This window comes from Cylindrospermopsis curvispora GIHE-G1 (genome assembly GCF_014489415.1).
Taxonomy (GTDB): domain Bacteria; phylum Cyanobacteriota; class Cyanobacteriia; order Cyanobacteriales; family Nostocaceae; genus Raphidiopsis; species Raphidiopsis curvispora_A.
In genome coordinates, this window is record NZ_CP060822.1 from 3,539,014 (window position 1) to 3,564,685 (window position 25,672).

Consider the following 25,672-nt stretch of genomic DNA (forward strand, 5'->3'; position numbering starts at 1 on the left):
AGATGGAAATCTTGACAATTACTCCCCTAAGTCCCAGTTTCTAACCTAAATTTTCAGTCATTAATTTTTAGTTATTATGAGTCTTGAAGTTGGCATTATCATGGGTAGTGATTCTGATCTCCCTACCATGAAAGAGGCGATCGCCATTTGTGAGGAATTTTCCGTTATCTACGAGGTAGCTATTGTTTCTGCCCATCGCACTCCTCGGCGTATGGTGGAATATGCTGAAACAGCTCATATCAGGGGATTAAAGGTAATTATTGCCGGAGCTGGTGGTGCGGCACATTTGCCAGGCATGGTAGCATCTTTAACTCCACTACCAGTAATTGGGGTTCCTGTACCTACGCGTAATTTACAGGGAGTAGATTCTTTATACTCTATAGTGCAAATGCCAGCGGGCATACCTGTAGCCACGGTAGCTATAGGTGGTGCCAAGAATGCTGGTCTTTTGGCAGTGCAGATTCTCGCTACTTATAAACCAGAGTTGTTAGTTAAGGTTCAAGCTTATCGTCAGTCTTTATCGGATATGGTTATGGAGAAACAAAATAGATTAACACAGTTAGGTTATCAACAGTATTTTTGACGCTCCCATCGCTAAAAGCGAGGGATTCCCTTGATGAAAATACATCATTGTCAAGTCAAGTAGTCAACCCCCCAATGGAAAATTTCTGGCGCGTAATACATATTAGGGTTGGTGGAATATTTGAGGGGGGTTGTCTATCCATAGGGAATATGAGATGTTGATGGAATGTTTGAGGGGAGGTGAAAAAATGCGATCGCCTTTATGAACGGGGTTGTCTATCCGAATATCAAATATTGGTGGTTGAAAAAAGACCTTATATGGGCACAAAGATTCTCATTATGAAAATATATCATTGTCAAGTCAAGCAGTCAACCCCCACAATGAAAAATTTTTTGTGCGTAATACATAGGGTTGGTGGAATATTTGAGGGGAGGTGAAAAAATGCGATCGCCTTTATGAAGGGGGTTGTCGATCCGAATATCAAATATTGGTGGTTGAAAAAAGACCTTATATGGGCACACAGATTCCCATGATGAAAATATATCATTGTCAAGTCAAGTAGTCAACCCCCCAATGAAAAATTTTCTGGCGCGTAATACAGGGTTGGTGGAATATTTGAGGGGAGGTGAAAAAATGCGATCGCTCTTATGAATGAGGTTGTCTATCCAGGAAGGAATATGAGATGTTGATGGAATATTCGGAGGGGGGACTAAAAAATGCGATCGCCTTTATGAAGGGGGTTGTCTATCCGAATATCAAATATTGGTGGTTGAAAAAAGACCTTATATGGGCACACAGATTCTCATTATGAAAATATATCATTGTCAAGTCAAGTAGTCAACCCCCCAATGAAAAATTTTCTGGCGCGTAATACAGGGTTGGTGGAATATTCGGAGGGGGGTTTAGAAAATGCGATCGCCTTTATGAAGGGGATTGTCTATCCGAATATCAAATATTGGTGGTTGAAAAAAGACCTTATATGGAATATGGACACACAGATTTCCATGATGAAAATATATCATTGTCAAGTCAAGTAGTCAACCCCCCAATGGAAAATTTTTTGTGCGTAATACATAGGGTTGGTGGAATATTCGGAGGTGGGGTTTAGAAAATGCGATCGCCTTTATGAATGAGGTTGTCTATCCGAATATCAAATATTGGTGGTTAAAAAAAGACCTTATATGGGCACACAGATTCCCATGATGAAAATATATCATTGTCAAGTCAAGTAGTCAACCCCCCAATGGAAAATTTTCTGGCGCGTAATACAGGGTTGGTGGAATATTCGGAGGTGGGGTTTAGAAAATGCGATCGCCTTTATGAATGAGGTTGTCTATCCGAATATCAAATATTGGTGGTTAAAAAAAGACCTTATATGGGCACACAGATTCCCATGATGAAAATATATCATTGTCAAGTCAAGTAGTCAACCCCCCAATGGAAAATTTTCTGGCGCGTAATACAGGGTTGGTGGAATATTCGGAGGGGGGACTAAAAAATGCGATCGCCTTTATGAATGAGGTTGTCTATCCGAATATCAAATATTGGTGGTTAAAAAAAGACCTTATATGGGCACACAGATTCCCATGATGAAAATATATCATTGTCAAGTCAAGTAGTCAACCCCCCAATGGAAAATTTTTTGTGCGTAATACATATACAGGGTTGGTGGAATATTCGGAGGGGGGATTAAAAAATGCGATCGCCTTTATGAAGGGGATTGTCTATCCGAATATCAAATATTGGTGGTTGAAAAAAGACCTTATATGGGCACACAGATTCTCATTATGAAAATATATCATTGTCAAGTCAAGTAGTCAACCCCCCCAATGGAAAATTTTTTGGAGACTAATATATATATAGGGTTGGTGGAATATTCGGAGGGGGGACTAAAAAATGCGATCGCTCTTATGAACTGGTTGTCGATCCAGGAATATGAGATGTTGATGGAATATTCAGAGGGGGGATTAAAAAATGCGATCGCCTTTATGAAGGGGGTTGTCTATCCGAATATCAAATATTGGTGGTTGAAAAAAGACCTTATATGGGCACACAGATTTCCATGATGAAAATATATCATTGTCAAGTCAAGTAGTCAACCCCCCAATGAAAAATTTTCTGGCGCGTAATACATATATAGGGTTGGTGGAATATTCGGAGGGGGGATTAAAAAATGCGATCGCCCTTATGAAGGGGATTGTCTATCCGAATATCAAATATTGGTGGTTGAAAAAAGACCTTATATGGGCACACAGATTTCCATGATGAAAATATATCATTGTCAAGTCAAGTAGTCAACCCCCCAATGGAAAATTTTTTGTGCGTAATACATATATAGGGTTGGTGGAATATTCGGAGGTGGGGTTTAGAAAATGCGATCGCCTTTATGAAGGGGATTGTCTATCCGAATATCAAATATTGGTGGTTAAAAAAAGACCTTATATGAGCACACAGATTTCCATGATGAAAATATATCATTGTCAAGTCAAGTAGTCAACTCCCCAATGGAAAATTTTTTGTGCGTAATACATATATAGGGTTGGTGGAATATTCGGAGGTGGGGTTTAGAAAATGCGATCGCCTTTATGAAGGGGATTGTCTATCCGAATATCAAATATTGGTGGTTAAAAAAAGACCTTATATGAGCACACAGATTTCCATGATGAAAATATATCATTGTCAAGTCAAGTAGTCAACTCCCCAATGGAAAATTTTTGGAGACTAATATATATATAGGGTTGATGGAATATTCGGAGGGGGGATTAAAAAATGCGATCGCCTTTATGAAGGGGGTTGTCTATCCGAATATCAAATATTGGTGGTTGAAAAAAGACCTTATATGGGCACACAGATTTCCATTATGAAAATATATCATTGTCAAGTCAAGCAGTCAACCCCCACAATGAAAAATTTTTTGTGCGTAATACATAGGGTTGGTGGAATATTTGAGGGGAGGTGAAAAAATGCGATCGCCTTTATGAATGAGGTTGTCGATCCGAATATCAAATATTGGTGGTTAAAAAAAGACCTTATATGGGCACACAGATTCCCATTATGAAAATATATCATTGTCAAGTCAAGTAGTCAACCCCCCAATGGAAAATTTTCTGGCGCGTAATACATAGGGTTCGTGGAATATTTGAGGGGAGGTGAAAAAATGCGATCGCCTTTATGAATGAGGTTGTCTATCCGAATATCAAATATTGGTGGTTAAAAAAAGACCTTATATGGGCACACAGATTCCCATTATGAAAATATATCATTGTCAAGTCAAGTAGTCAACCCCCCAATGGAAAATTTTCTGGCGCGTAATACATAGGGTTCGTGGAATATTTGAGGGGAGGTGAAAAAATGCGATCGCCTTTATGAATGGGGTTGTCGATCCGAATATCAAATATTGGTGGTTGAAAAAAGACCTTATATGGGCACACAGACTCTCATGATGAGAATATATCATTGTCAAGTCAAGTAGTCAACTCCCCAATGAAAAATTTTCTGGCGCGTAATACAGGGTTGATGGAATATTCGGAGGGGGGATTAAAAAATGCGATCGCCTTTATGAAGGGGGTTGTCGATCCGAATATCAAATATTGGTGGTTGAAAAAAGACTTTATATGAGCACACAGATTCCCATGATGAAAATATATCATTGTCAAGTCAAGTAGTCAACCCCCCAATGGAAAATTTTTTGTGCGTAATACATAGGGTTGGTGGAATATTCGGAGGTGGGGTTTAGAAAATGCGATCGCCTTTATGAAGGGGATTGTCTATCCGAATATCAAATATTGGTGGTTAAAAAAAGACTTTATATGGGCACACAGATTCCCATGATGAAAATATATCATTGTCAAGTCAAGTAGTCAACCCCCCAATGAAAAATTTTCTGGCGCGTAATACAGGGTTGGTGGAATATTCGGAGGGGGGATTAAAAAATGCGATCGCCTTTATGAACGAGGTTGTCTATCCATAGGTAATATGAGACGTTGGTGAAATATTTGGGGGGGTTTAGAAAATGCGATCGCCCTTATGAGGGGGGTTGTCTATCCATAGGTAATATGAGACGTTGGTGAAATATTTGAGGGGAGGTTAGAAAATGCGATCGCCCTTATGAAGGGGGTTGTCTATCCGAATATCAAATATTGGTGGTTGAAAAAAGACCTTATATGGGCACACAGACTACCATGATGAAAATATATCATTATCAAGTCAAGCAGTCAACTCCCCAATGAAAAATTTTTGGAGACTAATATATATATAGGGTTGGTGAAATATTTGAGGGGAGGTTAAAAAATGCGATCGCCCTTATGAAGGGGGTTGTCGATTTGACTATTATACCTTATTTTCCAAAAACTCTATTGTTAAGTTCAATGAAGAAATCAGTTTTGAACAAGAAATTGTACTATAATACGCTTGATTCAAGTGTTTTCCATTCGTCTTTATGGCGCTGGAAGTCACAAAAAGAAAAAGTTGATTGAGGGTATAGCAGTTGATGAGGTGAAATAATGCTATTGGGTAACTCACTTATGATCTCGCTAAAAACCACAGCGTTATCAAAATTGAGGACTTGAGTATCAAAGCATTTTTAACGAGTTTACGTTTGTCCTGAATGTGGACACACCGAAAACAGAGATCGCGGCAAAAAATCTAGAACGATGGTTTGAAGGAATTCAGATTCTGATTCGTTCGGATCAAACGGTAAGCTCTACCGAGATAGCTTGTGGAGTAGACAAACCTCTCAAGAATCATCTTGAGACTACGATGAAACAGGAAGTAGGTTCTAAAGTCCAGAACTGTAAAGGTCTGAGTGGCTTTGGGTAGATCCTATAGAGCGGTAGTCTAGATAGATGTGAATTTATCACCTGGTTTGACAAATTATTTTTATGACCTCAGTTTCTAGCCCTTCACGCACCATTCGTATTGGTTCTCGCAAAAGTGAACTTGCTCTAGTGCAAACCTATTGGGTGCAAGAGCAACTACAGAAAAGCTATCCAGATATTGATTTTCAAGTTCATACCATGTCCACCCAGGGGGATAAGATCCTGGATGTAGCATTGGCCAAAATTGGTGATAAGGGTTTATTTACCAAAGAACTGGAACTGGGAATGATTAATCAGGAAATCGATTTTGCTGTTCACTCTCTCAAGGATTTGCCCACCAACTTGCCAGAAGGTTTGACCTTAGCAGCAATCACAGAACGAGAAAACCCAGCTGATGCAGTGGTATTCCACCAAAACCACCTGGGACAAACCCTGGCCACCCTACCTCCAGGATCGGTAATTGGTACTTCCTCCCTGAGAAGACTGGCACAGTTGCGCCATAAATTCCCCCATTTTACCTTTAAGGATGTACGAGGTAATCTCAACACTCGTATGACCAAACTTGATGCAGGTGAATATGATGCTCTAATTCTAGCTGTTGCTGGTCTAGAAAGACTCAATATGCACCATCGTATTCATGAAATTTTACCCCCGGATATTTCCCTTCATGCGGTTGGTCAAGGCGCTTTGGGCATAGAATGTCGAGAAAATGACCTGGAACTAATTACCATTCTGAAAGCAATTGAACATCCACAAACACGCGATCGCTGTTTAGCTGAACGTTCTTTCTTGCGCTCTTTAGAAGGAGGTTGTCAAGTTCCCATTGGTGTAAACACAGAAATCGACGGAGAAACCCTCACCCTAACGGGAATTGTTGCCAGTGTGAATGGTGAAAACCTAGTAAAAAATACAATTACCGGTGCTGCTACTGATGCGGAAAAATTAGGTACCCAGTTAGCAAATATTCTCAGGGAACAGGGAGCAACGGAAATTCTGGAGGAAATATTCACTCAAATTCAACGTGGGTCTTAAAGACTGGTTGAGAACCTTTCATAGGAGAATAGAAACAGAGCTATAAATAGCCATTCCCTATCTATCGTTCCTGTTAAGATGAGAAAAAATGCTTACTTTTCTCTTATTAACCCTCCATGATTAAACAATCACCAATCACCAAATAATTATGCGAATTCTATTTGTAGCAGCAGAGGCTGCCCCCATTGCTAAAGCGGGAGGTATGGGAGATGTTGTAGGTGCATTACCAAAATTCCTTAGACAAATGGGACATGATGTAAGGATCTTCCTACCTTACTACGGCTTTTTACCCGACAAGATGGAAATTCCCAAAGATCCTGTATGGAAGGGCTTTGCCATGTTTCAAGACTTTTCTGTTTATGAAACTCTTCTGCCAGGAACAGATGTTCCCTTATATCTATTTGGACATCCATCTTTTTTGCCTCGGCGTATTTACTCAGGGGAAGATGAAGACTGGAGGTTCACCCTATTTGCTAATGGAGCTGCGGAGTTTGCCTGGAATTACTGGAAACCGGAAATAATTCACTGTCATGATTGGCACACAGGCATGATTCCTGTGTGGATGCACCAAGATCCTGATATCACCACGGTTTTCACCATTCATAACCTAGCTTACCAGGGTCCATGGCGGTGGTATTTAGAGAAAATTACTTGGTGTCCTTGGTATATGGAAGGACATAATACCATGGCCGCAGCAGTTCAGTATGCTGATAGAGTTAATACGGTTTCGCCAACTTATGCAGAGCAAATCAAAACCGCTGCCTATGGTGAACAAATAGAGGGTTTGTTATCTTTTATCAGTGGTAAATTATCAGGGATTATCAATGGTATAGACACGGAACTGTATAATCCAGCCAGTGATAAATATATAACTCAAACCTTTAATGCCAATACCTTAGACAAACGCAAGGCTAATAAAATTGCCCTGCAAGAGGAAATGGGTTTGGAGGTCAACTCCAATGCCTTTTTAATGGGTATGGTCAGTAGACTGGTGGAGCAAAAGGGTTTAGATTTAATCATCCAAATGCTTGACCGGTTCCTAGCTTACACGGATGCTCAATTTATACTCTTAGGAACAGGCGATCGCTATTACGAAACTCAAATGTGGCAGTTAGCATCCCGGTATCCTGGACGTATAGCAACCTACTTGCTTTACAATGAAGCTCTTTCTCGTCGTATTTATGCAGGAACTGATACTTTTCTCATGCCCAGTCGTTTTGAGCCTTGTGGTATTAGTCAAATGATGGCTTTGCGCTATGGTTCAGTTCCCATTGTGCGGCGCACAGGAGGACTGGTTGACACCGTAACCCATCATGATCCTGTAAATCAAACAGGTACGGGGTATTGTTTTGACCGCTATGAACCCTTAGATCTGTTTACTTGTATGATTCGTGCCTGGGAAGGTTTTCGTTACAAACCCCAATGGCAAGAACTACAAAAACGTGGTATGAGTCAAAACTTTAGTTGGTATGAATCCGCCAAAAAGTATGAAGACCTATATCGTTCTATTTATGGTTTACCACCACTGGAATTGGAACTGAGAGCAGCTTAGGCAAATTGAATAGAGATTGTTAATTTTTCCCAGCTCCGACTTTGGCACGGAAGTGCTTCCGTTTCAGCCAAATATGCCGAAAGTAGGTTGTACAGTAGTTAATGTAGTTCAAAAACCAAGGTTTAGCGATGTTAACTTCATCAGAAACTCCTATAATTGCGGCCGTAATATTAGTCGCTTTCGGTATTTTGGCTTGGGGCTTTTACCGTTCTAGACCCTTTGGCAAGCTGGGTATTCTGGCTTGGTTGCAATCTGTTGTCTTAATGGCTCCGTGGTTAGTTTTCTTTGGTCTGTTTGCGGTTGGAATCTATATCAATATAGCAGGTGTGCTGTTATTACTGGTTATTTCAACAAGTATATATATCTTCTTAGGTTGGCAGTTACGGAAAGCTGGTCAAGATGTGATTCTCAAAACAAAGGCCACAGAAAGAATTGCCAACGAAACTTCACCAGGAGTAGGTCAGACAGAAAATGGCGGTCCACCAGTGGTCAAACTAGAGCCCATAACCATCCCAGAAGAAGATTTAAACACCATCAAGGGGATTTTTGGCATTGATACATTCTTTGCCACGGAAACCATTCCCTATCAGGAAGGAGTAGTTTTTAAAGGTAACCTACGGGGTGATGCACAAGAAGTTCATAAGCGACTGACTAAAAATTTAGCGGGACAATTAGGAGACAAATACCGTCTTTTTTTAGTAGAGAACACGGATGGTAAACCCGTAGTAATCATTTTACCCAGTCGCAGCGATCCACGACCCATGCAGTTAGGACAAAAGGTATTTGCCGTAATTTTATTACTGGCAACCATTGCTACCAGTTTAGAAACTGGGGGTTTGCTGTTGAATTTTGACTTATTTACCACCCCATCACGCATTACGGAAGCTCTACCCATAGCTCTGGGAATATTGGCAATTTTGGTAGCTCATGAACTGGGACATTGGTTATTTGCCAAAAAACATCAAGTTCAACTGACCTGGCCTTTTTTCTTACCAGCGGTGCAAATTGGCTCCTTTGGAGCAATTACTCGCTTTCAGTCGCTCCTACCCGACCGTAAGGCTTTATTTGACATTGCTTTAGCAGGTCCTGGTTTTGGTGGTCTAGTGTCCCTGGTGATGTTGGTGACCGGGTTATTACTTTCCCACCCTGGGAGTTTATTTCAACTACCCAATAAATTCTTCCAGGGTTCAATTCTAGTGGGTAGTTTAGCACGAGTGATTTTAGGGTCCACCCTACAAGCACCCATAGTTAATATTCATCCTCTAGTGATTATTGGTTGGTTAGGACTGGTCATCACAGCTTTAAACCTAATGCCAGCAGGACAACTGGATGGGGGGCGTATTGTTCAGGCAATTTATGGACGTAAAACCGCACGGACAACCACAATTGCTACCCTAGTGGTTTTAGCCTTGGTTTCTTTAGGTAATACCATGGCCTTTTATTGGGCAATTGTGATTTTCTTTTTGCAACGGGATGGGGAACGTCCCAGTTTAAATGAAATTACCGAACCTGATGATGCAAGAGCAGCTTTAGGTCTTTTGGCTTTGTTTTTAATGATTAGTACCCTCTTACCCCTTACCCCTGCTCTAGCTGGAAAATTGGGAATAGGCTAGTAATTTAGAGCTTTCAAGACACCCGACCCCCAAGTCGGGTGTTCCTTTGAACAGTTCTGGGAAATAGTTTTTGAAAACTAGCTTGTCGTTTAGCAACTGTTTCTTGACTCATGTTCCATAGGGTTTCATAAAAGAAGAAAGCAACCCCGGCAAAATTGCGATCGCGTGTTTTTTCTACTTGGGTGGCAATTTGCTCCATAGGGACAGAACGATTTTTCAAACCGGTTAAAATCCCTATGCTCACAGGTATATGTTTTTGGGCAGCTTTTACTTCTGGGTATTCTAATTCACTGATGAAAACCTTTAAATCATCCCTATATACTTGTAATACTAGTTCTTCTATTAATCCCATGCGTTCCCATTTTTGCCAGTCTGCTAAATAATATTCGTAGGAAAATCTTTGGGGATTGGGCGCCACAGAAACTAGACAGTTCTTTTTGTTGGCTTTAATGGCAAAAAAGACTCGCTTCATAAAGTCAGTAATTTTATCTGCTCTCCACTTTACCCATTCCGGATCTTGGAAATTTTCAGACGGTGGTTTCCCTTGGTGTTCCTGTTTGTATAACCCTACAGTATAGGAGTCATATCCCAGTTCCGCAGGCAATCCAAAATGATCGTCAAACTGAATACCGTCAATGTCATAATTTCTGACGATTTCTACAATTAGATTCTCAATAAATCTTTGCACCTCGGGATGAAATGGATTTAACCACACTCGGTCATGTATTCCTTCTTTTACGATTTTAGTACCGTCCCTGCGGGTAGTAATCCATTCTGGTCTTGCTTGGGCTAGTAGGGAATCAGCAGGAGCCATAAACCCAAATTCAAACCAAGGAATAACTGTTAGACCTTGTTTATGTCCTTGAGTAGTTATTTCCTTCAGTATATCTCGGTTTTTTAATCCCGGTGTAGGGTCTAAGGATTGACCAATTACCCCCCTGGCTATTTGGCTGGGATAAAGTGTATAACCCCAATTCCAGACCGTGGGGTAGACTGTATTAAAATTTAACTTTCCCAGGGTTTTGAGTGATTTTTTTAGCCGCTCCCTGGCAAATAAAACATCACTGTCAATATTGGTTAACCACACACCTCTTGACTCCGATATTTGCAGTGTTCCCAACCTTTTTTCTTGGGAAACAACCATTTCCGTTCTAAAAATTAAGGATGATATCAATACTATCATCATGCTAATGCTAAAGATAACCACCAGTAATCCTGATTTTAGCTGCTTATTCACATTACACCTACTAAAAAATAAATAAAATAAATAATAAAGTAAAAAAATCAGTTAAATTTTCCGGATGAGCCAAAAATTCCAGGTTTATTGTTACACCTAATTATATAGGCGTTATGAATATCAAGCTCGACAAATATACCCCCAGCAGTCTGGCCTCTTTATTTATCCTTCTGATGGAGGGGGGAATAACACCAAATCAAATTATGTCTGGTATTGTTCTTCTTGCTACCCAGAGCCATGAATTAGAAGGCACTATGTTTTCCACTGAGTGTTTACATTTTCTGATGAAAGCCATACCAATGGATACAACCGCACCAGGGGTCACTGAATTTATTTTATCTTTTGCAAATGAGTCTATTAACATTGGTATGTTATTGGACGCTTTTGCTTTTGCTTGTCAAAAGCAAGGTTCACGCAATATTGCCAGTTTAGTTAGCTTAACTTATCAGAGGTTAGAAGCTGATAGAGTTATCTCTCAATTAATCAATGATTAATGATTAACTATAGTGAGTCCTTGAGAAACAATGGTAGTCCAAAAAACAGGTTACGGTTGTGCAGCAGAGATTGTATGTTTGTTTTTACACAAGCATATTTCCCAAAAGTTTGAGTTCCAGGGGTTGGGTACCATCCTTCCCCTAGAAGGCTAACCTTTTTTATTGGTTATATTTCCATTAGACCGGTGGCACGAAAATTTTGTGTGCCAATTTGCCAAAACCATGGAACAACTGGACTTAGGTTGAGGAAAGGTCTTGAGATTGCATAGGTTAAGGGGGTGTCAAGAAACGCCCCCATTCTTGCTCAATACTGGAAATTAGCAAGTTGGCGATGATATAATGGATAATGTTTGTGGAACTTCTAAATATAAAATATTTGTTAGTATTAGCCAATCTCAATGAATAAAAGACTCAAGATAATTGTTTTAGATGATGATCCCACAGGTTCCCAAACGGTTCACAGTTGTCTGCTGCTAATGCAATGGGATGTGGAAACTCTCCGTTTAGGTCTCCAGGATCATGCCCCTATTTTCTTTGTTTTGACCAACACGCGCTCCCTTACCCCAGAAGCAGCGGATAAAACCACTCGAGAAGTGTGTCATAACCTCAAAATTGCCCTAGCAGAAGAAAATGTGGCAGATTTTCTGGTAGTAAGTCGTTCCGACTCCACCTTGCGTGGTCATTATCCCATAGAAACGGATGTGATAGCTGAGGAACTTGGACCCTTTGATGCCCATTTTCTGATTCCGGCATTTTTTGAAGGTGGTAGAATCACTCGTGATGCTATCCATTACCTAATTGTTGATGGTATTCCCACCCCCGTACATGAAACGGAATTTGCCCGTGATTCAGTATTTGGTTACAATTACAGTTATCTACCTAAATATGTTGAGGAAAAAACTCAAGGGCGCATACCGGAAAGTGCAGTCACCAAATTTACCCTGGAAGATATGCGTCAGGGGAGTTTGAGTAGATTATTAACACTACACAATAATCAGTGTGGAGTAGTTGATGGAGAAACCCAGGAGGACCTTAGCATGTTTGCGAGGGATATATTAACCGCCGCTACTCAGGGAAAACGCTTTTTGTTCCGTTCTGCTGCTAGTATATTAACCGCTTTAGCCAATTTACCTCCCCAACCCATCGCCCCAGAAAATATGGCTAGGTACGTGCGCGGTGGTAAGCCAGGAGCAGTAATTGTAGGATCCCACGTGAAAAAAACCACCCAACAATTGGAGTCATTGTTAAAAATTCCTCAAACGGTGGGAATAGAAGTGAATGTGGCCAAACTCCTCTATGAATCTGGGGAACTTTTAAAAGAAATTCTGGAGCAGGTAGAACAGGTACATCATGCAGACAAAATACCAGTGGTCTTCACCAGTCGTCAAGAATTGACTTTTCCAGATGTTAAAACCAGGTTAGACTTTGGACTTAGGGTTTCAGCTTTGTTAATGGATATCGTCCGGGGACTACCCAGGGACATAGGATTTCTTATCAGTAAAGGAGGTATAACTTCTAACGATGTGTTGAGTACGGGACTTGCCCTGACCTCCGCTAGGTTATTGGGTCAAATCTTGCCCGGGTGCTCCATGGTCATTACCCCATCTGATCATCCTCATTTCCCCAATCTACCGCTGGTTTTATTTCCAGGTAATGTAGGTAATGTGGATGGATTAGCTACAATTTGTCAACGACTAACCATTACTAATCCAGCCAAGTAATTGGGAATTTGGGATGGATACTTGGTAGTTAGCAGTGCAAAAATCGGGAAAAACTATGAATTATCATGTTCGCAAGTCGGTAGCAAATTTGGAACTAGAGTCAGGTCATGTTATGAACAATATAGAGGTTAGTCCCCCAGAGAAGACTGAGTTGGATGAGAACGGTCTTCCATCGGACTCGCTTAACTACAGTATTAATCACAATATAAACCACAATGTTCAAGTCCAGATAAAAACAGAGGATGGTAAAATACTATTAATCTTGCCCACTGAATCCCAAGCACCAGCTACCACGTTTACCTGGTCAGAAATTTGGCAACAAATCCAACAGCGTCTTAAAGGGAGCGATCGCCTGCGTCAGCCTCATAGTGTATTGCATTTGGTGGCAAAAGATCGTTTGTTAGACAGTAGACAATTGCAGCAGCTGAAAGACACCTTAAATGACCTGGAACTAGAATTGAAACTAGTAGTTACCAGCAGGAGACAAACGGCGATCGCTGCTTGTACTATAGGGTGTTCTGTTGAGCAGACGAAAATACAGACATCCTTTGGTAGTGAGACTCAGGAAAATCCGAAAGCCCTAGCAGATGCTTTGTATTTAGAAACAACTATTAGATCTGGGGGTGAAATTCGCCATCCTGGAACGGTAGTTATTTTGGGAGACATCAATCCTGGTGGTATTGTAATTGCGGAGGGAGATATTATGGTGTGGGGGCGTTTACGAGGGGTGGCCCATGCTGGTGCGGGGGGAAACAGAGAATCTTTAATCATGGCTTTGCAAATGGAGCCAACTCAAATCAGAATTGCCGATGCATTGGCTAGGTCTCCGGAAAAGTCACTAACTAGCTTTTTCCCAGAGGTTGCATACATTACTAATAATGGTATTCGTATTACTAAAGCCACTAGCTTTTCCAGGAATCAGCTAGGTAAAATATAGCTTTAGCCAAAAAGGTAAGTAGAAGGGTGATGGGCCCAGTGTCAGGCGTTTTATTTCACCTCCCCTTACATATCAAAAACCTTAGGATTAATCCAAGAGTTACCCACCCATTTAGCCTAATATATTGTTTAATATTTAGCTTAGTGTTTAACCTAAATATTGACCGCTGTTGCTGCCTAACTTAATTAGATCTGTTGTTATCATGACTCGTATTATTGTAACTACCTCCGGTAAAGGAGGAGTGGGTAAAACCACAGTTTCCGCAAATCTAGGCATGGCCCTGGCCAAAACTGGGCGCAAGGTAGCCCTGGTGGATGCGGATTTTGGACTGAGAAATTTGGACTTGTTATTAGGACTGGAAAACCGTATCGTTTACACCTCCTTGGAAGTTTTGGGGGGAGAATGTCGTCTAGAGCAAGCTCTGGTTAAAGATAAACGACAACCAAATTTGGTGTTACTCCCAGCGGCCCAAAATCGCACTAAAGATGCTGTTACACCAGAGCAAATGAAATTGCTAGTCGATGAACTGGCACGAAAATACGAGTATGTGTTGATAGACAGTCCAGCTGGGATTGAAATGGGGTTCAAAAATGCTATCAATGCTGCTCGGGAAGCTCTCATTGTCACTACACCGGAGATTTCTTCTGTTCGTGATGCTGACCGAGTGGTGGGACTACTAGAAGCACAAGATATTAAAAAAATTCATTTAATAGTCAACCGGATTAGACCAGCAATGGTGAGAGCTAATGATATGATGTCAGTGGAGGATGTACAAGAAATTCTTGCTATTCCCCTAATTGGAGTTATTCCTGATGACGAACGTGTGATAGTGTCCACCAACAAGGGGGAACCCTTGGTGTTGTCAGAAACACCCTCTATGGCCGCTGTAGCATTTGAGAACATTGCCCGCAGATTAGAAGGGGGAACGGTGGAATTTATCGATCTTGATTCGAGTAATGACAACCTCCTGTTACGCTTGCGTAAGTTGTTGTGGAAATAGACTCAACTAAGACTAAAGCGTAAGGCATTTACCAATCTTTTTAAATCAGGGGCTAAAAAAACAGGAAAATCCTTTTTAGACTAATGGAGGTTTGACCCGTTACTTTGGCAAGGATCTTGTTAGACATAAATTATTTTTCAATGTTTTGTTTTTTTCCATTCTCGGCAAGTACTAACAATGATTGTTGAACTTTTAGAAAAACTTTTTGTTCGCACACCCGACACCAGTCGCAACCAAGTGAAGCGTCGGTTACAAGTGGTTATCGCCCATGACCGTGCCAGCATAGATCCCCAGACCCTAGATAAAATGCGTCAGGAAATCCTGGAGGTTGTCTGTAAATATGTAGAAATTGATACTACAGGCTCCGAGTTTTCTTTAGAAAGTGATCAACGCACCACTGCTCTGATAGCCAACTTACCTATTCGAAGAGTAAAGGGGCTTACATCGGAATTGGCCATCAGTGATAGTTCTGCAGGGAGCTAGTGGCCACCTGCAATGGGGCGGTCCAGAAAACCCAGACCTGACCACCTGCTACTCAGCAATCACTAGTTCCGTGCTACCTTTTGACCGTTTCCGGGTTAAGGCATTGTAAACCATGATACCAATAGCCTTAATCAGATTCCCTTCCAATTCTTGGAACATTTTCATGTTGATGCCAAAAGCTGCATTGGCTTCCTCTACAATGCGATCGCCTGTTTCATTGTCAATGGGCATGGCGTCCAAATTTTGTCTATATTTAGTTTTAAATGACTTCTCATCGCTAATATCTGCAAATTCATAAAAACTAGTACCTTCACCTGCTGTGAGGTTCATTGCGGTTACAGCAATGTTTTTGAGAATTTGTCCACCGGACAGATCTCCTAAATAACGGGTGTAGGAGTGTGCAACTAATAATTCTGGTGCGGTGGCGGAAATTTCTCGAATACGTTTTACGTATGCTTCACCAGCAGAGGATAATTGAATCTGCTCTCGCCAGTTATAACCATAGTAGTAGGCTAAATCCTGTTCTAAACTGCGCTTGCGGTTCAGTTCTGGAAAATAAATTTTGCCCACAACCGGGTGGGTTTTATGTTTTTCCATTTCCTCTTCCATTGCTGAGTAAATGAAATAAAAGTTAGCAACTAACTTGCGATATGAGTTTTTTTCTACAACTCCTTTGAGAAAACACTTGACAAAACCTACGTTTTCTGCCATGGTGTGTGCTTTTTTGGTTCCTACTCGTAACTTGGAGGCTAAATTACTGCTCATGTTAAATTTCTCTACTTTAAAAAGTCAACTGTTGGGGTTTTTACAACAAATTGTCAAAAATCCCACTAAAAAGTTACATTAAAACTTTATGATGAGAATTTATATTAAAATTCGTTAAGTTGGAAATGCCGTAAAATACTTTATACTCAGTACTCCGGTTAGGAGAAACAATTGTGGGATGAATATTAAGTTGTTATAGTGTAATCAAAATTCTGCTGATTTTTGGTGATGGTGTGGAGTGTTAAAAATGGTTTCTTCTATGAATCGGACTCAAAGCTTGGTGTCAAAAGAATTGAAAACGGAAAGTAGTTTTGCTCTGAACCTCATACCTTTACCTGCAACACCTTTATTTGGCACAGATGGTATTCGGGGCAAGGTAGGGGAGATATTAAGCGCACCTCTGGCTTTACAAATAGGTTTTTGGGCGGGTACGGTTCTGCGGGATCACGCTGTGGATGATGGACCGATTATTCTTGGTCAAGATTCCAGAAATTCCAGTGATATGCTGGCCATGGCTTTGAGTGCAGGTTTAACTGCTGCAGGTTTAGAAGTTTGGTACTTAGGTTTATGCCCCACGCCTTGTGTAGCTTATCTGACTAACACTACCTCCGCCATTGGTGGGGTGATGATTTCTGCTAGTCACAATCCACCAGAAGACAATGGTATTAAGATTTTCGGTCCCGACGGCACAAAATTACCCAGGGAATTACAAGTCGCAATAGAATTGGGACTGGGTGGTAAAACTACACTTAGTAGTAGTGCTAAACAATGGGGTAAACACTACCTGAGAGCAGATCTAATCGGAAATTACGGTAAAGCACTGCAACATCCACTACAAAATCAGGTAAATCTTTCAGGAATGAAGATAGTTTTAGATGTGGCCTGGGGAGCTGCTGTGGGAATAGCACCAACCATATTTACCCAGATGGGAGCTGACGTAATTTGTTTACATAACCAACCGGATGGCGATCGCATTAATGTGAATTGTGGTTCTACCCATTTGGACATTTTAGCGGATGCTGTAAAAGAATATGGAGCGCATATAGGATTTGCCTTTGATGGGGATGCGGATCGGGTATTAGCTGTAGACAATTTAGGTAGACAGGTTAATGGGGACTATATTTTGTACCTTTGGGGTTGTCAGTTGCAGGGGGAAGGAAAATTGCCAGACAACCTAATTATTTCCACAGTCATGGCTAACCTAGGATTTGAAAGAGCGTGGAAACAACAAGGTGGTAAATTAATTCGCACAGCAGTTGGTGACCAATATGTGCAAGCGGAAATGCTAAAAAGAGGGGGAATGTTAGGAGGGGAGCAGTCTGGACATATTCTTTGTCGTCATTATGGTATGACCGGGGATGGACTATTGACAGCATTGCACTTAGCCTCCATAGTCAAAATAGGGGGAGTTTCTCTAGCACAGATGGTAGATGAGAGTTTTCAAACCTATCCCCAAGTGTTACAAAATGTCCGCGTGGAGGATAGGGAAAAACGCCTGGGATGGGAAAAATGCCAAGCTATACAACAGGCGATCGCTCTTGCTGAAGTAGGGATGGGAGATAGTGGGAGAATATTGATTCGTGCATCTGGTACAGAACCGGTTATTAGAGTGATGGTAGAGGCCAAGGATAGGGAATTGGTTAACTACTGGACAGGGGAACTAGTTGCACAAGTGCAGAAGCACTTAGGTTAAGACCATATCAAGTAAGGGGTCATAGACGTTACTACTTAGCGGATATTAAACGCATCACTTCTAGAGACTCGCATTACAATCAATGATGCAAGAGTCTCTAGTGATGACCAAAAAGAAGATCTAATTAGAAGCTTTCAGCACTTCTAACGGTTGGCAGTTCCTAACCCCCCTTTTAGGATTGGGGGGACTGCCAATGTCAAATTCTTTTCTCTAGTTTTATTTTAGGCGTGTGTAAATGTTATTTAAAATAATCCTACGGAAAAATTTGATGCAAACCCTAATTAGAAGTAAAATATGACAGTTGTATTATATGTCTGAATGTGATTGAGCGTTATACCTTGCCCGAAATGGGCAATCTGTGGAGTGAATCCTATAAGTTACAAACCTGGCTACAAGTGGAAATTGCTGTGTGTGAAGCTCAGGGCGAACTGGGTTATATTCCCCTAGCAGCGGTGGATGAAATTAAGGCTAAAGCCAAGTTCGATCCTAAGCGAGTACTAGAAATTGAAGCAGAAGTTCGCCATGACATGATTGCTTTTCTCACTAATGTAAATGAATATGTAGGTGATGCAGGGCGTTATATTCATCTGGGCTTAACTAGCTCGGATGTCTTGGATACAGCATTAGCACTACAGTTAGTCGCTAGTTTGGATCTATTATGTCAAAAGGTGGAAAATCTCATCCAGGCAATTCGCATTAAGGCTCATGAACATCGTTATACTGTAATGATTGGGCGATCGCATGGGATTCACGCGGAACCAATTACCTTTGGATTTAAATTAGCTGGTTGGTTAGCTGAGGTTCTCCGACATCAGGAGCGGTTACAATTACTCAGGAAAAATGTTGCGGTGGGTAAAATATCGGGAGCGGTGGGAACCTATGCTAACATAGAACCACGTGTAGAGGCGATCGCCTGTGCAAAACTGGGACTCAAACCTGATACTGCTTCCACCCAAGTAATTTCTCGGGATATTCATGCTGAGTTTGTACAACAACTAGCTCTTTTAGCAGCTTCCATAGAACGCTTTGCCGTAGAAATTCGCAATTTACAAAAAACTGATGTTTTGGAGGTGGAAGAATACTTCTCCAAGGGACAAAAAGGCTCCAGTGCCATGCCACACAAACGCAATCCCATTCGTTCCGAAAGACTAACTGGTATGGCTAGACTAGTCAGAAGTCATGCGGGTGCAGCATTAGAAAACGTAGCTTTATGGCATGAAAGAGACATTTCTCACAGTTCTGTGGAGCGGGTGATGCTTCCTGACGCTTGTATATTAACTGACTTTATGCTCCATGAAATCATTGATTTAATCACTAATCTTTTGGTGTATCCACAAAACATGGCAAGAAACCTTAACTGCTATGGTGGAGTAGTGTTTAGTCAAAGAGTTTTACTGGCCTTAATAGACAAAGGAACTAGGCGAGAAGAAGCCTATGCCATAGTTCAACAAAATGCCCACATAGCGTGGAACAACCCGGAAGGTAACTTCCGTCACCTCATTACCCAAGATTTGCGTGTCCGAGAAAAATTATCTGACTCGGAAATAGATTGCTGCTTTGACGCAAAGCAGCACTTAAAGTATTTAGACCAAGTGTATGAGCGATTAGGTATCTAGTTCATGTTGATAGGGTTGGGCAGGCCTTCTGGCTCAGTTGGGTTATAGCTTGAGCCAGAACACCTTAGAAAGGGTTGATGGGTAAAAAAGTTAGGTAGGGCTTGCTCCCATCCTACAAGAGTCCTATGGCGTGAAGTAAACCCCTACCGGTAATTATTTCAATAATTAGAGCTATAAAACCTAACATGGCAATTCTACCATTCCATACCTCAGCACTGGTTGTCAATCCCCATTCCCAACGCTCTTGAGGGTACATTTTTACCTTTTTCCTCATTTGGGTAACTTGAGATAATTTTAGACTGGGCTTTTCCAAAGCATCAACCACCAATTGGGCCAAGGCTTCAATAAACAGTGGATGAGTATTAGGTGCAGCTGCACGTCTAAAATTCTCAATACCTGCTTCATGAGCTATTTCCCGATACTCAATATCTATCTCCTGCAGGGTTTCTATGTGTTCAGACACAAAACTAATGGGTACAACCACCAAATCTCTGACCCCTTTAGCTCCTAACTCTCTGAGTGCATCTTCCGTATATGGCTGCAACCACTCCACAGGACCAACACGACTTTGATAAGCCAAAGTATAGTTGTTTGTACTGTTAAGAGTTCGCATAATTAAGTCTGTACACTCTTCAATTTCTTGCTGATAGGGATCACCAGCTTCCACAACATAACTTTTGGGTACGCCATGGGCACTAAAAAAGATATGCACTTTCTCCGGATGGGGAAATTGATGTAGCTGGTCATTAATTAGCTCCACCATGGCATTTAAATAGCCCGGTTGCTTATACCATGAAGCAATAACCGTATATTCTGGTGGCTGAAGTTGGGGATTTTCTTGCCAGAGTTTTTCCAATAGTCGGAAACTAGAACCACTGGTACTAATGGAAAATTGGGGATATAATGGCAAAATTACCAGCTTTTCAATTTTATCCTTCCCTATTTGGGCGATCGCCTCTTCTGTGTAGGGATGCCAATAACGCATCCCCATGTAGACTGTAGCTGACTTACCCATACCATGGAGTTGAAGTTTTAAAGCCTCTCCCTGTTCTTCAGTAATGCGTCTAAGTGGTGAACCGCCACCAATTTGCCGATAGTTGGCCTGAGAAGTTTTTGTGCGTCTCGTGGCAATAAACCATGCCAATGGCTTTTGCATCCAACGAAATGGTAGGCGAATAATTTCGGGATCTGAAAATAGGTTATACAAGAATGGCCCGACATCTTCCAGTTTGTCAGGTCCACCAAGATTGAGTAATAATACGCCTACACGACTCATAGCAGTTACTTGCCCCCAATCCTTACTTTTTTTATTATTAATAAATATAAAGCTTAACGCTCAGGAAAGATTTCAATGGCGACAATTTTTAGGGATTTGAGTTATCGTTACCAGTGGCTATATGATAGCATATCTAGTGTAGCTGCGTTAACCGTGGGTGGGGAGCAGCGTTTTCGTCAACTGGCTCTTCAAGGTTTAACAATAAACCCTGACACTCGGATTTTAGATCTATGTTGTGGTAGTGGTCAAGCCACTGCATTTTTAGTCAAGTTATCACACCATGTTACCGGATTAGACGCTTCCCCCATATCATTACAAAGAGCGAAAAATAACGTGCCAGATGCTACATATATAGAGGCATGGGCAGAAGATATGCCTTTTGAGGACAATACTTTTGATGTGGTACACACCAGTGCTGCTTTACACGAGATGGAACTTGAGCAACGGAGGAAAATTATCCAAGAGGTAAACAGGGTATTAAAACCAGGAGGAATTTTCACTTTGGTAGACTTTCATCCTCCCACTAATCCCCTATTTTGGCCGGGTTTATCATTATTCTTTTGGTTATTTGAAACTTCAACAGCTTGGGAGTGGATCAAAACAGATGTAGTCGGGTTACTAAAGGAAAATGGTTTTGATGTGGGCCGACCAGTATTATATGCTGGAGGTAGCCTACAGGTTGTCAAAGGGGTTTTAGGCAGTTCTAAATTGTAGAAAATTGGTCTAAAGCCAAGTTGCTTTCGTTAATTAGTCAATATAAGTATTGTGGGAACAGACCTATGAGTGTTAACGCCGAATTTAAAGTTTCTGCTCCACCGTTCCGTTGGGATGAATCGGGGGGTATTCGTAAGGAGAATTAATATGAATGTAGGACGGGTTTCGTTCCTCAACCCATCCTACAAATAATTGTGCCTCCCTACTTATACGGCGTTGTATAATTATGAATTACACAGGTGGGATAACCTCTAATTAAACATTTATTGGTTGCTTGGCATGCAAAGGTTTATAACTTGTTTGCTCTTCATCTAAAACATGTTTGATAATTTCCTTACCAGTGATTAGTCTAGCTCTGCGACTGCGAGTAAAATAGCTCCACATCCACTGAATCATCACAACCAACTTGTTATCAAACTCAATTAAGAAGTATATATGAATAAACAACCAAAACAACCAAGCCAAGAAACCCCTAATTTTAATAAATCCCAGATCTACAACTGCCGAGTGTTGTCCAATCATAGCCAAACTACCCCTGTCCACATAGTTAAATGATGGAGTAACTTCTCCTAAAAGACGGTTTTTGATTAGCTTAGCTACATATTCTCCCTCTTGCATAGCTACAGGTGCAACACCAGGTAAAGGTTTGCCGCTTTGATGACAGAAGTTAGCTAAATCGCCAACAACAAAGATATTTGGGTATCCTTTAATACTTAAATCTGGTTCAACCATAATACGACCAGCGCGGTCACATTCAGCTTGAGTTCTTGCCATTAAGACCTTACCCATAGGTGAAGCACTCACACCAGCTGCCCACAATACGGTTCTAGTGGCAATTGTTTTTACCTCCTCACCCTGTTTAACAGTAACAATATCATCTTCAATATTAGTTACTAAAGTTTTGGTTTGTACTTCCACGCCTAACTCCGCCAAAGAATCTGCCGCTGTTTGGGAAAGTTCCGGTGCAAAGGGAGGAAGAACCCTATCTAAACCTTCCAATAGTAGAACCCGAGTTTCCGAGGTATCAATATTGCGGAAATCCTCCTTGAGGGTTTTTCTAGCCAATTCAGCAATAGCTCCAGCCAATTCCACACCGGTGGGACCACCACCAACCACCACAAAAGTTAACAAAGCCCGCCGTTTAGCTGCATCAGTTTCCTTTTCTGCTGCTTCAAAGGCGGTAAAAATCCGTCGGCGCATTTCTATAGCATCCTCCAGGGTTTTTAACCCGGGTGCAAACTCCTCCCAGTTATCCTTACCAAAATAAGAATGCTTTGCGCCAGTAGCTACAATCAGTGTGTGGTATGGAACTGCTTCACCTCCCACCATCACCGTCTGATCTTCAGGGTTAATATCATTTACTTCCCCCAATAAAACCGTAGTATTCTTGTTCTTACTCAGGATGGAACGCAAAGGAGAAGAAATATCCGCAGGGGATAAAGCACCCGTAGCCACCTGGTAAAGCAAAGGTTGAAACAAATGGAAGTTTCGCCTATCTATCAGCGTTACATTCACATTAGTTTTAGCTAATGCTTTAGCCGCATATAGTCCGCCAAAACCACCACCTACGATTACCACATGATGGGGTGGGGTATTGCTAGAGGAGTCAACCATAACAATTATTTTCCTTATATTACTGCTGCTGTAACTATTCTTAACATTTTTGTATCAAAGTTGTCACAAACATTTCTGTTAATTATGAACTTTTGAAGGAAAAAGTATGGCATCCGGAATGATTATTGCCCATAGATAGGTTAACTGGTGGGGCAAATTGAGGTATGATGATAAACCGACAATTTATTTACCACTTTGATAAACAGGAGATGCTTTCATGGCGCGTATGTACTATGATGAGGATGCCAACTTAGACTTTTTAGCGGGAAAAACCGTGGCCATTATTGGTTATGGTTCCCAAGGTCATGCCCACGCGCTAAACTTAAAAGATAGTGGTGTAAATGTCATTGTAGGTTTGTATCCTGGTAGCAAATCAATTGCAAAAGCTGAAGCAGCTGGGTTAACCGTAAAAAATGTGGCTGATGCTGCTAAAGCTGCTGACTTAATCATGATATTATTACCTGATGAAGTACAAAAGACAATTTACACAAATGAAATCCTGCCCAACTTAGAAGCGGGAAATATTTTAGCCTTTGCTCACGGATTCAATATTCATTTTGGGCAGATTGTTCCTCCAGGGGATGTGGATGTAATTATGGTTGCGCCTAAGGGTCCTGGTCATCTAGTTCGTCGTACCTACGAACAAGGACAAGGAGTTCCAGCCTTATTTGCCGTATATCAAAATGCTACAGGTAAAGCACGAGACCGAGCTATGGCCTATGCTAAAGGTATTGGTGGTACTCGAGCGGGTGTATTAGAAACCACATTCCGGGAAGAAACCGAAACGGATTTATTTGGGGAACAAGCAGTATTGTGTGGTGGTTTAAGTGCATTAATTAAAGCTGGTTTTGAAACCCTAATTGAAGCTGGTTATCAACCAGAGCTAGCTTATTTTGAGTGTTTACATGAGGTTAAACTAATCGTTGACTTAGTTGTTGAGGGTGGTTTAGCAACTATGCGTGATAGTATTTCTAACACCGCCGAATATGGAGACTATACTCGTGGTCCCCGGGTTGTAACTGCTCAAACCAAGGCTGAAATGAAAAAGATTCTCAGTGAAATTCAATCTGGACAGTTTGCACGGGAATTTGTTCTAGAAAACCAAGCTGGCAAACCTGGTTTTACAGCTATGCGTCGTCAGGAAGCTGAACATCCCATTGAGGAAGTTGGCAAGGATTTACGTGCCATGTTTAGTTGGTTGAAGAAAGCTTAATTATATAGCTTTAGCCAGAACGCTATAGACAGGGTTGATGGGTAAAAAGCTAGATAAGCGTTCTGGCTCACCCCCATTACAGGTAGCCACTTAACTTAGTCTTTGTTTTAACCATAGGGCTAATAGAGGTAGTGCTAATTGATAACCCTGTTGGGCGCTATAAATTAAACCCTTAGTCTGTAGTCCCGTTAGGGCACCTTGCAAAGTTCCCCCTCGAGAAAGTCCATGTTTTTGGATATATTCTTTACTTTGAGGTTTATCTGTGGGATCTATGGCCAAACATTCTAAAAGGTGAATCTGATTACCAGGTAGTAACATCAATAAAGATTCATAAGTTATGGATAAATCTCTCAGCATTGCTTCTATTACTTGTCTGACCTTCTCTTCCCCGATTAATCCTTGTTCATGTTGTAAACTTGATAGTCTACGAATTAATGCCATCGCATCACCAATACTCCCTTGAACCGCATCCAAAAAGATGGTTAGTGCTTGAGAATGGCGATCAAATTTAAGATTTTGTTTTTCCAAAATTTCTCTTGCCCAAACTGCCATAACATCTCTTTCTAAAGGAGCTAATTCAATTTTTTCCATTGGATATTTGTCCTCATCTTGATGATGGCTTGTTTCGGCAATTGTCGCTAATATAACATAACTCACATCCGGATGACTATTAATTTCTTTTCTCAAGGTAGATTCCCACATATTATGGCGATCCCAAGAACGAATATGGGGAAAACTTTGCAAAATTAATACCACTCTTCGATTTAAATCGTTGGCTATATTTTGCAACAAGTCCAATAACATAACAAATGCCTGCCACAGTTTTTTATCATTGAGACCATGAGATAATTTGAGCCTAGTTTCTGTATTAAAAATAAACAATTCTCTACCATTTTGCTCCACCCATGTCTCAATTTTGTTCACCTCCCAATTATGATTAATTGTTTCTGTGAACAATTGCAGTAGTCTCTCTCCATCGATCGCACGAATACAGTCTATTTCTAATATTAGGGCACCTACCTCTTGAGCTGCAATCTTAACCAATGTTCTTCTACCACTACCAGGTACTCCCGTAATTAATAAGTCCCTATCATGTAAAAGTATGTTTGTAATACGCTCAAACTCGTGAGAACGACCTATTAATTGTAATGGAGTAGATAAATCAAAGTTAATAGATTTCTCCTCCGTAGTTGTTGGCATTGTTAAAAACATAACTTATTTACTATCATTACCATAATTATTACTGAACTTGAGCAGGTAGACAGCACTAAAAAATCGTGCTACTAATAGTATAACACTTTAAAATTACAAAAACCAATTTTCCAGACTAAATCCCCAAAAGGTCTTGATCTGGGAGCTAGAGCGCCTAGGT

26 protein-coding genes and 1 pseudogene are annotated in these 25,672 nt (G+C 41.0%); 22 read left to right on the plus strand and 5 right to left on the minus strand.

Annotated elements, in window-relative coordinates:
* Nucleotides 1-76: 76 nt before the first annotated feature.
* The 12 genes from purE to IAR63_RS15805 all read left to right on the plus strand — a co-directional run bounded on the left by purE (nt 77) and on the right by IAR63_RS15805 (nt 9,537).
* A complete protein-coding gene (gene purE, locus IAR63_RS15760; protein WP_187705923.1) occupies nt 77-583 on the plus strand; it encodes a 5-(carboxyamino)imidazole ribonucleotide mutase in 507 nt (168 codons plus the stop codon).
* A gap of 622 nt (nt 584-1,205) precedes the next feature.
* Complete coding sequence (locus tag IAR63_RS18670) at nt 1,206-1,334, plus strand: hypothetical protein (RefSeq protein WP_268905674.1); 129 nt, start codon at nt 1,206-1,208, stop codon at nt 1,332-1,334.
* Nucleotides 1,335-1,371: 37 nt separating this feature from the next.
* On the plus strand, nt 1,372-1,560 hold the full coding sequence (locus IAR63_RS15765; protein ID WP_187705924.1) for a hypothetical protein: 189 nt from the start codon (nt 1,372-1,374) through the stop codon (nt 1,558-1,560).
* 400 nt (nt 1,561-1,960) lie between these two features.
* Nucleotides 1,961-2,113 carry a hypothetical protein gene (locus IAR63_RS15770; protein ID WP_187705925.1) on the plus strand — a complete coding sequence of 51 codons (153 nt, stop codon included), beginning with the start codon at nt 1,961-1,963 and terminating at the stop codon, nt 2,111-2,113.
* Between the two features lie 54 nt (nt 2,114-2,167).
* Entirely contained in the window at nt 2,168-2,314 is a 147-nt protein-coding gene (locus IAR63_RS15775) for a hypothetical protein (RefSeq protein WP_187705926.1), read from the plus strand.
* A 38-nt stretch (nt 2,315-2,352) separates the two neighbouring features.
* The gene (locus IAR63_RS15780) at nt 2,353-2,589 is read left to right on the plus strand and encodes a hypothetical protein (protein WP_187705927.1); all 237 of its coding nucleotides are present in this window, start codon (nt 2,353-2,355) and stop codon (nt 2,587-2,589) included.
* Nucleotides 2,590-2,629: 40 nt separating this feature from the next.
* The gene (locus IAR63_RS15785; RefSeq protein WP_187705928.1) at nt 2,630-2,788 is read left to right on the plus strand and encodes a hypothetical protein; all 159 of its coding nucleotides are present in this window, start codon (nt 2,630-2,632) and stop codon (nt 2,786-2,788) included.
* A gap of 1,218 nt (nt 2,789-4,006) precedes the next feature.
* Nucleotides 4,007-4,141, plus strand: a complete 135-nt coding sequence (locus IAR63_RS18675) for a hypothetical protein (protein WP_268905675.1) — start codon at nt 4,007-4,009, stop codon at nt 4,139-4,141.
* 990 nt (nt 4,142-5,131) lie between these two features.
* Complete coding sequence (locus tag IAR63_RS15790; protein WP_235678294.1) at nt 5,132-5,341, plus strand: hypothetical protein; 210 nt, start codon at nt 5,132-5,134, stop codon at nt 5,339-5,341.
* 62 nt (nt 5,342-5,403) lie between these two features.
* Nucleotides 5,404-6,372: a hydroxymethylbilane synthase gene (gene hemC / locus IAR63_RS15795; RefSeq protein WP_187705929.1), complete on the plus strand. Its 969-nt coding sequence runs from the start codon at nt 5,404-5,406 to the stop codon at nt 6,370-6,372.
* Nucleotides 6,373-6,520: 148 nt separating this feature from the next.
* Nucleotides 6,521-7,924, plus strand: a complete 1,404-nt coding sequence (gene glgA, locus IAR63_RS15800; RefSeq protein WP_187705930.1) for a glycogen synthase GlgA — start codon at nt 6,521-6,523, stop codon at nt 7,922-7,924.
* A 128-nt stretch (nt 7,925-8,052) separates the two neighbouring features.
* Nucleotides 8,053-9,537 (plus strand): site-2 protease family protein, encoded by a 1,485-nt coding sequence (locus IAR63_RS15805; RefSeq protein ID WP_187705931.1) that lies wholly within the window; start codon nt 8,053-8,055, stop codon nt 9,535-9,537.
* A 13-nt stretch (nt 9,538-9,550) separates the two neighbouring features.
* Here the strand turns inward: IAR63_RS15805 and IAR63_RS15810 are convergent, their stop codons facing one another.
* Nucleotides 9,551-10,681: a glycoside hydrolase family 10-like protein gene (locus tag IAR63_RS15810; protein WP_235678407.1), complete on the minus strand. Its 1,131-nt coding sequence runs from the start codon at nt 10,679-10,681 to the stop codon at nt 9,551-9,553.
* Between the two features lie 206 nt (nt 10,682-10,887).
* On the opposite strand from IAR63_RS15810, the gene IAR63_RS15815 reads away from it, so the two are divergent.
* The 5 genes from IAR63_RS15815 (at nt 10,888) to minE (ending at nt 15,409) form a co-directional block, all read left to right on the plus strand.
* Nucleotides 10,888-11,268, plus strand: a complete 381-nt coding sequence (locus IAR63_RS15815; protein WP_187705933.1) for a hypothetical protein — start codon at nt 10,888-10,890, stop codon at nt 11,266-11,268.
* Nucleotides 11,269-11,666: 398 nt separating this feature from the next.
* Nucleotides 11,667-12,989, plus strand: a complete 1,323-nt coding sequence (locus IAR63_RS15820; protein ID WP_187705934.1) for a four-carbon acid sugar kinase family protein — start codon at nt 11,667-11,669, stop codon at nt 12,987-12,989.
* Nucleotides 12,990-13,044: 55 nt separating this feature from the next.
* Nucleotides 13,045-13,926, plus strand: coding sequence for a septum site-determining protein MinC (gene minC / locus IAR63_RS15825; RefSeq protein WP_187705935.1), 882 nt, complete (start codon nt 13,045-13,047; stop codon nt 13,924-13,926).
* 202 nt (nt 13,927-14,128) lie between these two features.
* On the plus strand, nt 14,129-14,926 hold the full coding sequence (minD, locus tag IAR63_RS15830; RefSeq protein ID WP_187705936.1) for a septum site-determining protein MinD: 798 nt from the start codon (nt 14,129-14,131) through the stop codon (nt 14,924-14,926).
* A gap of 177 nt (nt 14,927-15,103) precedes the next feature.
* Entirely contained in the window at nt 15,104-15,409 is a 306-nt protein-coding gene (gene minE / locus IAR63_RS15835; protein ID WP_187705937.1) for a cell division topological specificity factor MinE, read from the plus strand.
* 48 nt (nt 15,410-15,457) lie between these two features.
* Here the strand turns inward: minE and IAR63_RS15840 are convergent, their stop codons facing one another.
* Nucleotides 15,458-16,174, minus strand: a complete 717-nt coding sequence (locus IAR63_RS15840) for a biliverdin-producing heme oxygenase (RefSeq protein WP_187705938.1) — start codon at nt 16,172-16,174, stop codon at nt 15,458-15,460.
* Nucleotides 16,175-16,421: 247 nt separating this feature from the next.
* Here IAR63_RS15840 and glmM point away from each other — a divergent pair, with 247 nt between their 5' ends.
* From glmM to purB, 3 genes and pseudogenes are all read left to right on the plus strand, one after another.
* Nucleotides 16,422-17,867 carry a phosphoglucosamine mutase gene (glmM, locus tag IAR63_RS15845; protein ID WP_187705939.1) on the plus strand — a complete coding sequence of 482 codons (1,446 nt, stop codon included), beginning with the start codon at nt 16,422-16,424 and terminating at the stop codon, nt 17,865-17,867.
* 17 nt (nt 17,868-17,884) lie between these two features.
* Nucleotides 17,885-18,033: pseudogene (locus tag IAR63_RS18890) on the plus strand (IS607 family transposase); the annotation flags it as partial.
* Between the two features lie 154 nt (nt 18,034-18,187).
* Entirely contained in the window at nt 18,188-19,483 is a 1,296-nt protein-coding gene (purB, locus tag IAR63_RS15850) for an adenylosuccinate lyase (RefSeq protein ID WP_006277977.1), read from the plus strand.
* Between the two features lie 112 nt (nt 19,484-19,595).
* Here the strand turns inward: purB and hemH are convergent, their stop codons facing one another.
* The gene (hemH, locus tag IAR63_RS15855; RefSeq protein ID WP_187705940.1) at nt 19,596-20,759 is read right to left on the minus strand and encodes a ferrochelatase; all 1,164 of its coding nucleotides are present in this window, start codon (nt 20,757-20,759) and stop codon (nt 19,596-19,598) included.
* Between the two features lie 75 nt (nt 20,760-20,834).
* Between hemH and IAR63_RS15860 the strand changes: the two genes are divergently transcribed.
* Nucleotides 20,835-21,473, plus strand: a complete 639-nt coding sequence (locus IAR63_RS15860) for a class I SAM-dependent methyltransferase (protein WP_187705941.1) — start codon at nt 20,835-20,837, stop codon at nt 21,471-21,473.
* A 255-nt stretch (nt 21,474-21,728) separates the two neighbouring features.
* Here the strand turns inward: IAR63_RS15860 and IAR63_RS15865 are convergent, their stop codons facing one another.
* Nucleotides 21,729-23,087, minus strand: a complete 1,359-nt coding sequence (locus IAR63_RS15865; RefSeq protein ID WP_187705942.1) for an NAD(P)/FAD-dependent oxidoreductase — start codon at nt 23,085-23,087, stop codon at nt 21,729-21,731.
* A 217-nt stretch (nt 23,088-23,304) separates the two neighbouring features.
* Here IAR63_RS15865 and ilvC point away from each other — a divergent pair, with 217 nt between their 5' ends.
* Nucleotides 23,305-24,300: a ketol-acid reductoisomerase gene (gene ilvC, locus IAR63_RS15870; protein WP_006277981.1), complete on the plus strand. Its 996-nt coding sequence runs from the start codon at nt 23,305-23,307 to the stop codon at nt 24,298-24,300.
* A gap of 90 nt (nt 24,301-24,390) precedes the next feature.
* On the opposite strand, the gene IAR63_RS15875 is transcribed toward ilvC, so the two are convergent.
* Nucleotides 24,391-25,512 (minus strand): ATP-binding protein, encoded by a 1,122-nt coding sequence (locus IAR63_RS15875; RefSeq protein ID WP_187705943.1) that lies wholly within the window; start codon nt 25,510-25,512, stop codon nt 24,391-24,393.
* Between the last annotated feature and the right edge of the window lie 160 nt (nt 25,513-25,672).

Bases quoted from the DNA above. Each gene is read 5' to 3' on its own strand.
- IAR63_RS15770 (WP_187705925.1), top strand. From the start codon at position 1,961: ATGGAAAATTTTCTGGCGCGTAATACAGGGTTGGTGGAATATTCGGAG.
- IAR63_RS15810 (WP_235678407.1), bottom strand. From the start codon at position 10,681: ATGGTTGTTTCCCAAGAAAAAAGGTTGGGAACACTGCAAATATCGGAG.
- minE (WP_187705937.1), top strand. From the start codon at position 15,104: ATGATTGTTGAACTTTTAGAAAAACTTTTTGTTCGCACACCCGACACC.
- IAR63_RS18670 (WP_268905674.1), top strand. From the start codon at position 1,206: ATGTTGATGGAATATTCGGAGGGGGGACTAAAAAATGCGATCGCCTTT.
- IAR63_RS15860 (WP_187705941.1), top strand. From the start codon at position 20,835: ATGGCGACAATTTTTAGGGATTTGAGTTATCGTTACCAGTGGCTATAT.
- purE (WP_187705923.1), top strand. From the start codon at position 77: ATGAGTCTTGAAGTTGGCATTATCATGGGTAGTGATTCTGATCTCCCT.
- minC (WP_187705935.1), top strand. From the start codon at position 13,045: ATGAATTATCATGTTCGCAAGTCGGTAGCAAATTTGGAACTAGAGTCA.
- IAR63_RS15865 (WP_187705942.1), bottom strand. From the start codon at position 23,087: ATGGTTGACTCCTCTAGCAATACCCCACCCCATCATGTGGTAATCGTA.
- glgA (WP_187705930.1), top strand. From the start codon at position 6,521: ATGCGAATTCTATTTGTAGCAGCAGAGGCTGCCCCCATTGCTAAAGCG.
- minD (WP_187705936.1), top strand. From the start codon at position 14,129: ATGACTCGTATTATTGTAACTACCTCCGGTAAAGGAGGAGTGGGTAAA.
- IAR63_RS15820 (WP_187705934.1), top strand. From the start codon at position 11,667: ATGAATAAAAGACTCAAGATAATTGTTTTAGATGATGATCCCACAGGT.
- IAR63_RS15785 (WP_187705928.1), top strand. From the start codon at position 2,630: ATGAAAAATTTTCTGGCGCGTAATACATATATAGGGTTGGTGGAATAT.
- IAR63_RS15780 (WP_187705927.1), top strand. From the start codon at position 2,353: ATGGAAAATTTTTTGGAGACTAATATATATATAGGGTTGGTGGAATAT.
- IAR63_RS18675 (WP_268905675.1), top strand. From the start codon at position 4,007: ATGAAAAATTTTCTGGCGCGTAATACAGGGTTGATGGAATATTCGGAG.
- IAR63_RS15805 (WP_187705931.1), top strand. From the start codon at position 8,053: ATGTTAACTTCATCAGAAACTCCTATAATTGCGGCCGTAATATTAGTC.
- glmM (WP_187705939.1), top strand. From the start codon at position 16,422: ATGGTTTCTTCTATGAATCGGACTCAAAGCTTGGTGTCAAAAGAATTG.
- IAR63_RS15815 (WP_187705933.1), top strand. From the start codon at position 10,888: ATGAATATCAAGCTCGACAAATATACCCCCAGCAGTCTGGCCTCTTTA.
- IAR63_RS15875 (WP_187705943.1), bottom strand. From the start codon at position 25,512: ATGTTTTTAACAATGCCAACAACTACGGAGGAGAAATCTATTAACTTT.
- ilvC (WP_006277981.1), top strand. From the start codon at position 23,305: ATGGCGCGTATGTACTATGATGAGGATGCCAACTTAGACTTTTTAGCG.
- IAR63_RS15765 (WP_187705924.1), top strand. From the start codon at position 1,372: ATGAAAAATTTTCTGGCGCGTAATACAGGGTTGGTGGAATATTCGGAG.
- hemH (WP_187705940.1), bottom strand. From the start codon at position 20,759: ATGAGTCGTGTAGGCGTATTATTACTCAATCTTGGTGGACCTGACAAA.
- hemC (WP_187705929.1), top strand. From the start codon at position 5,404: ATGACCTCAGTTTCTAGCCCTTCACGCACCATTCGTATTGGTTCTCGC.
- IAR63_RS15840 (WP_187705938.1), bottom strand. From the start codon at position 16,174: ATGAGCAGTAATTTAGCCTCCAAGTTACGAGTAGGAACCAAAAAAGCA.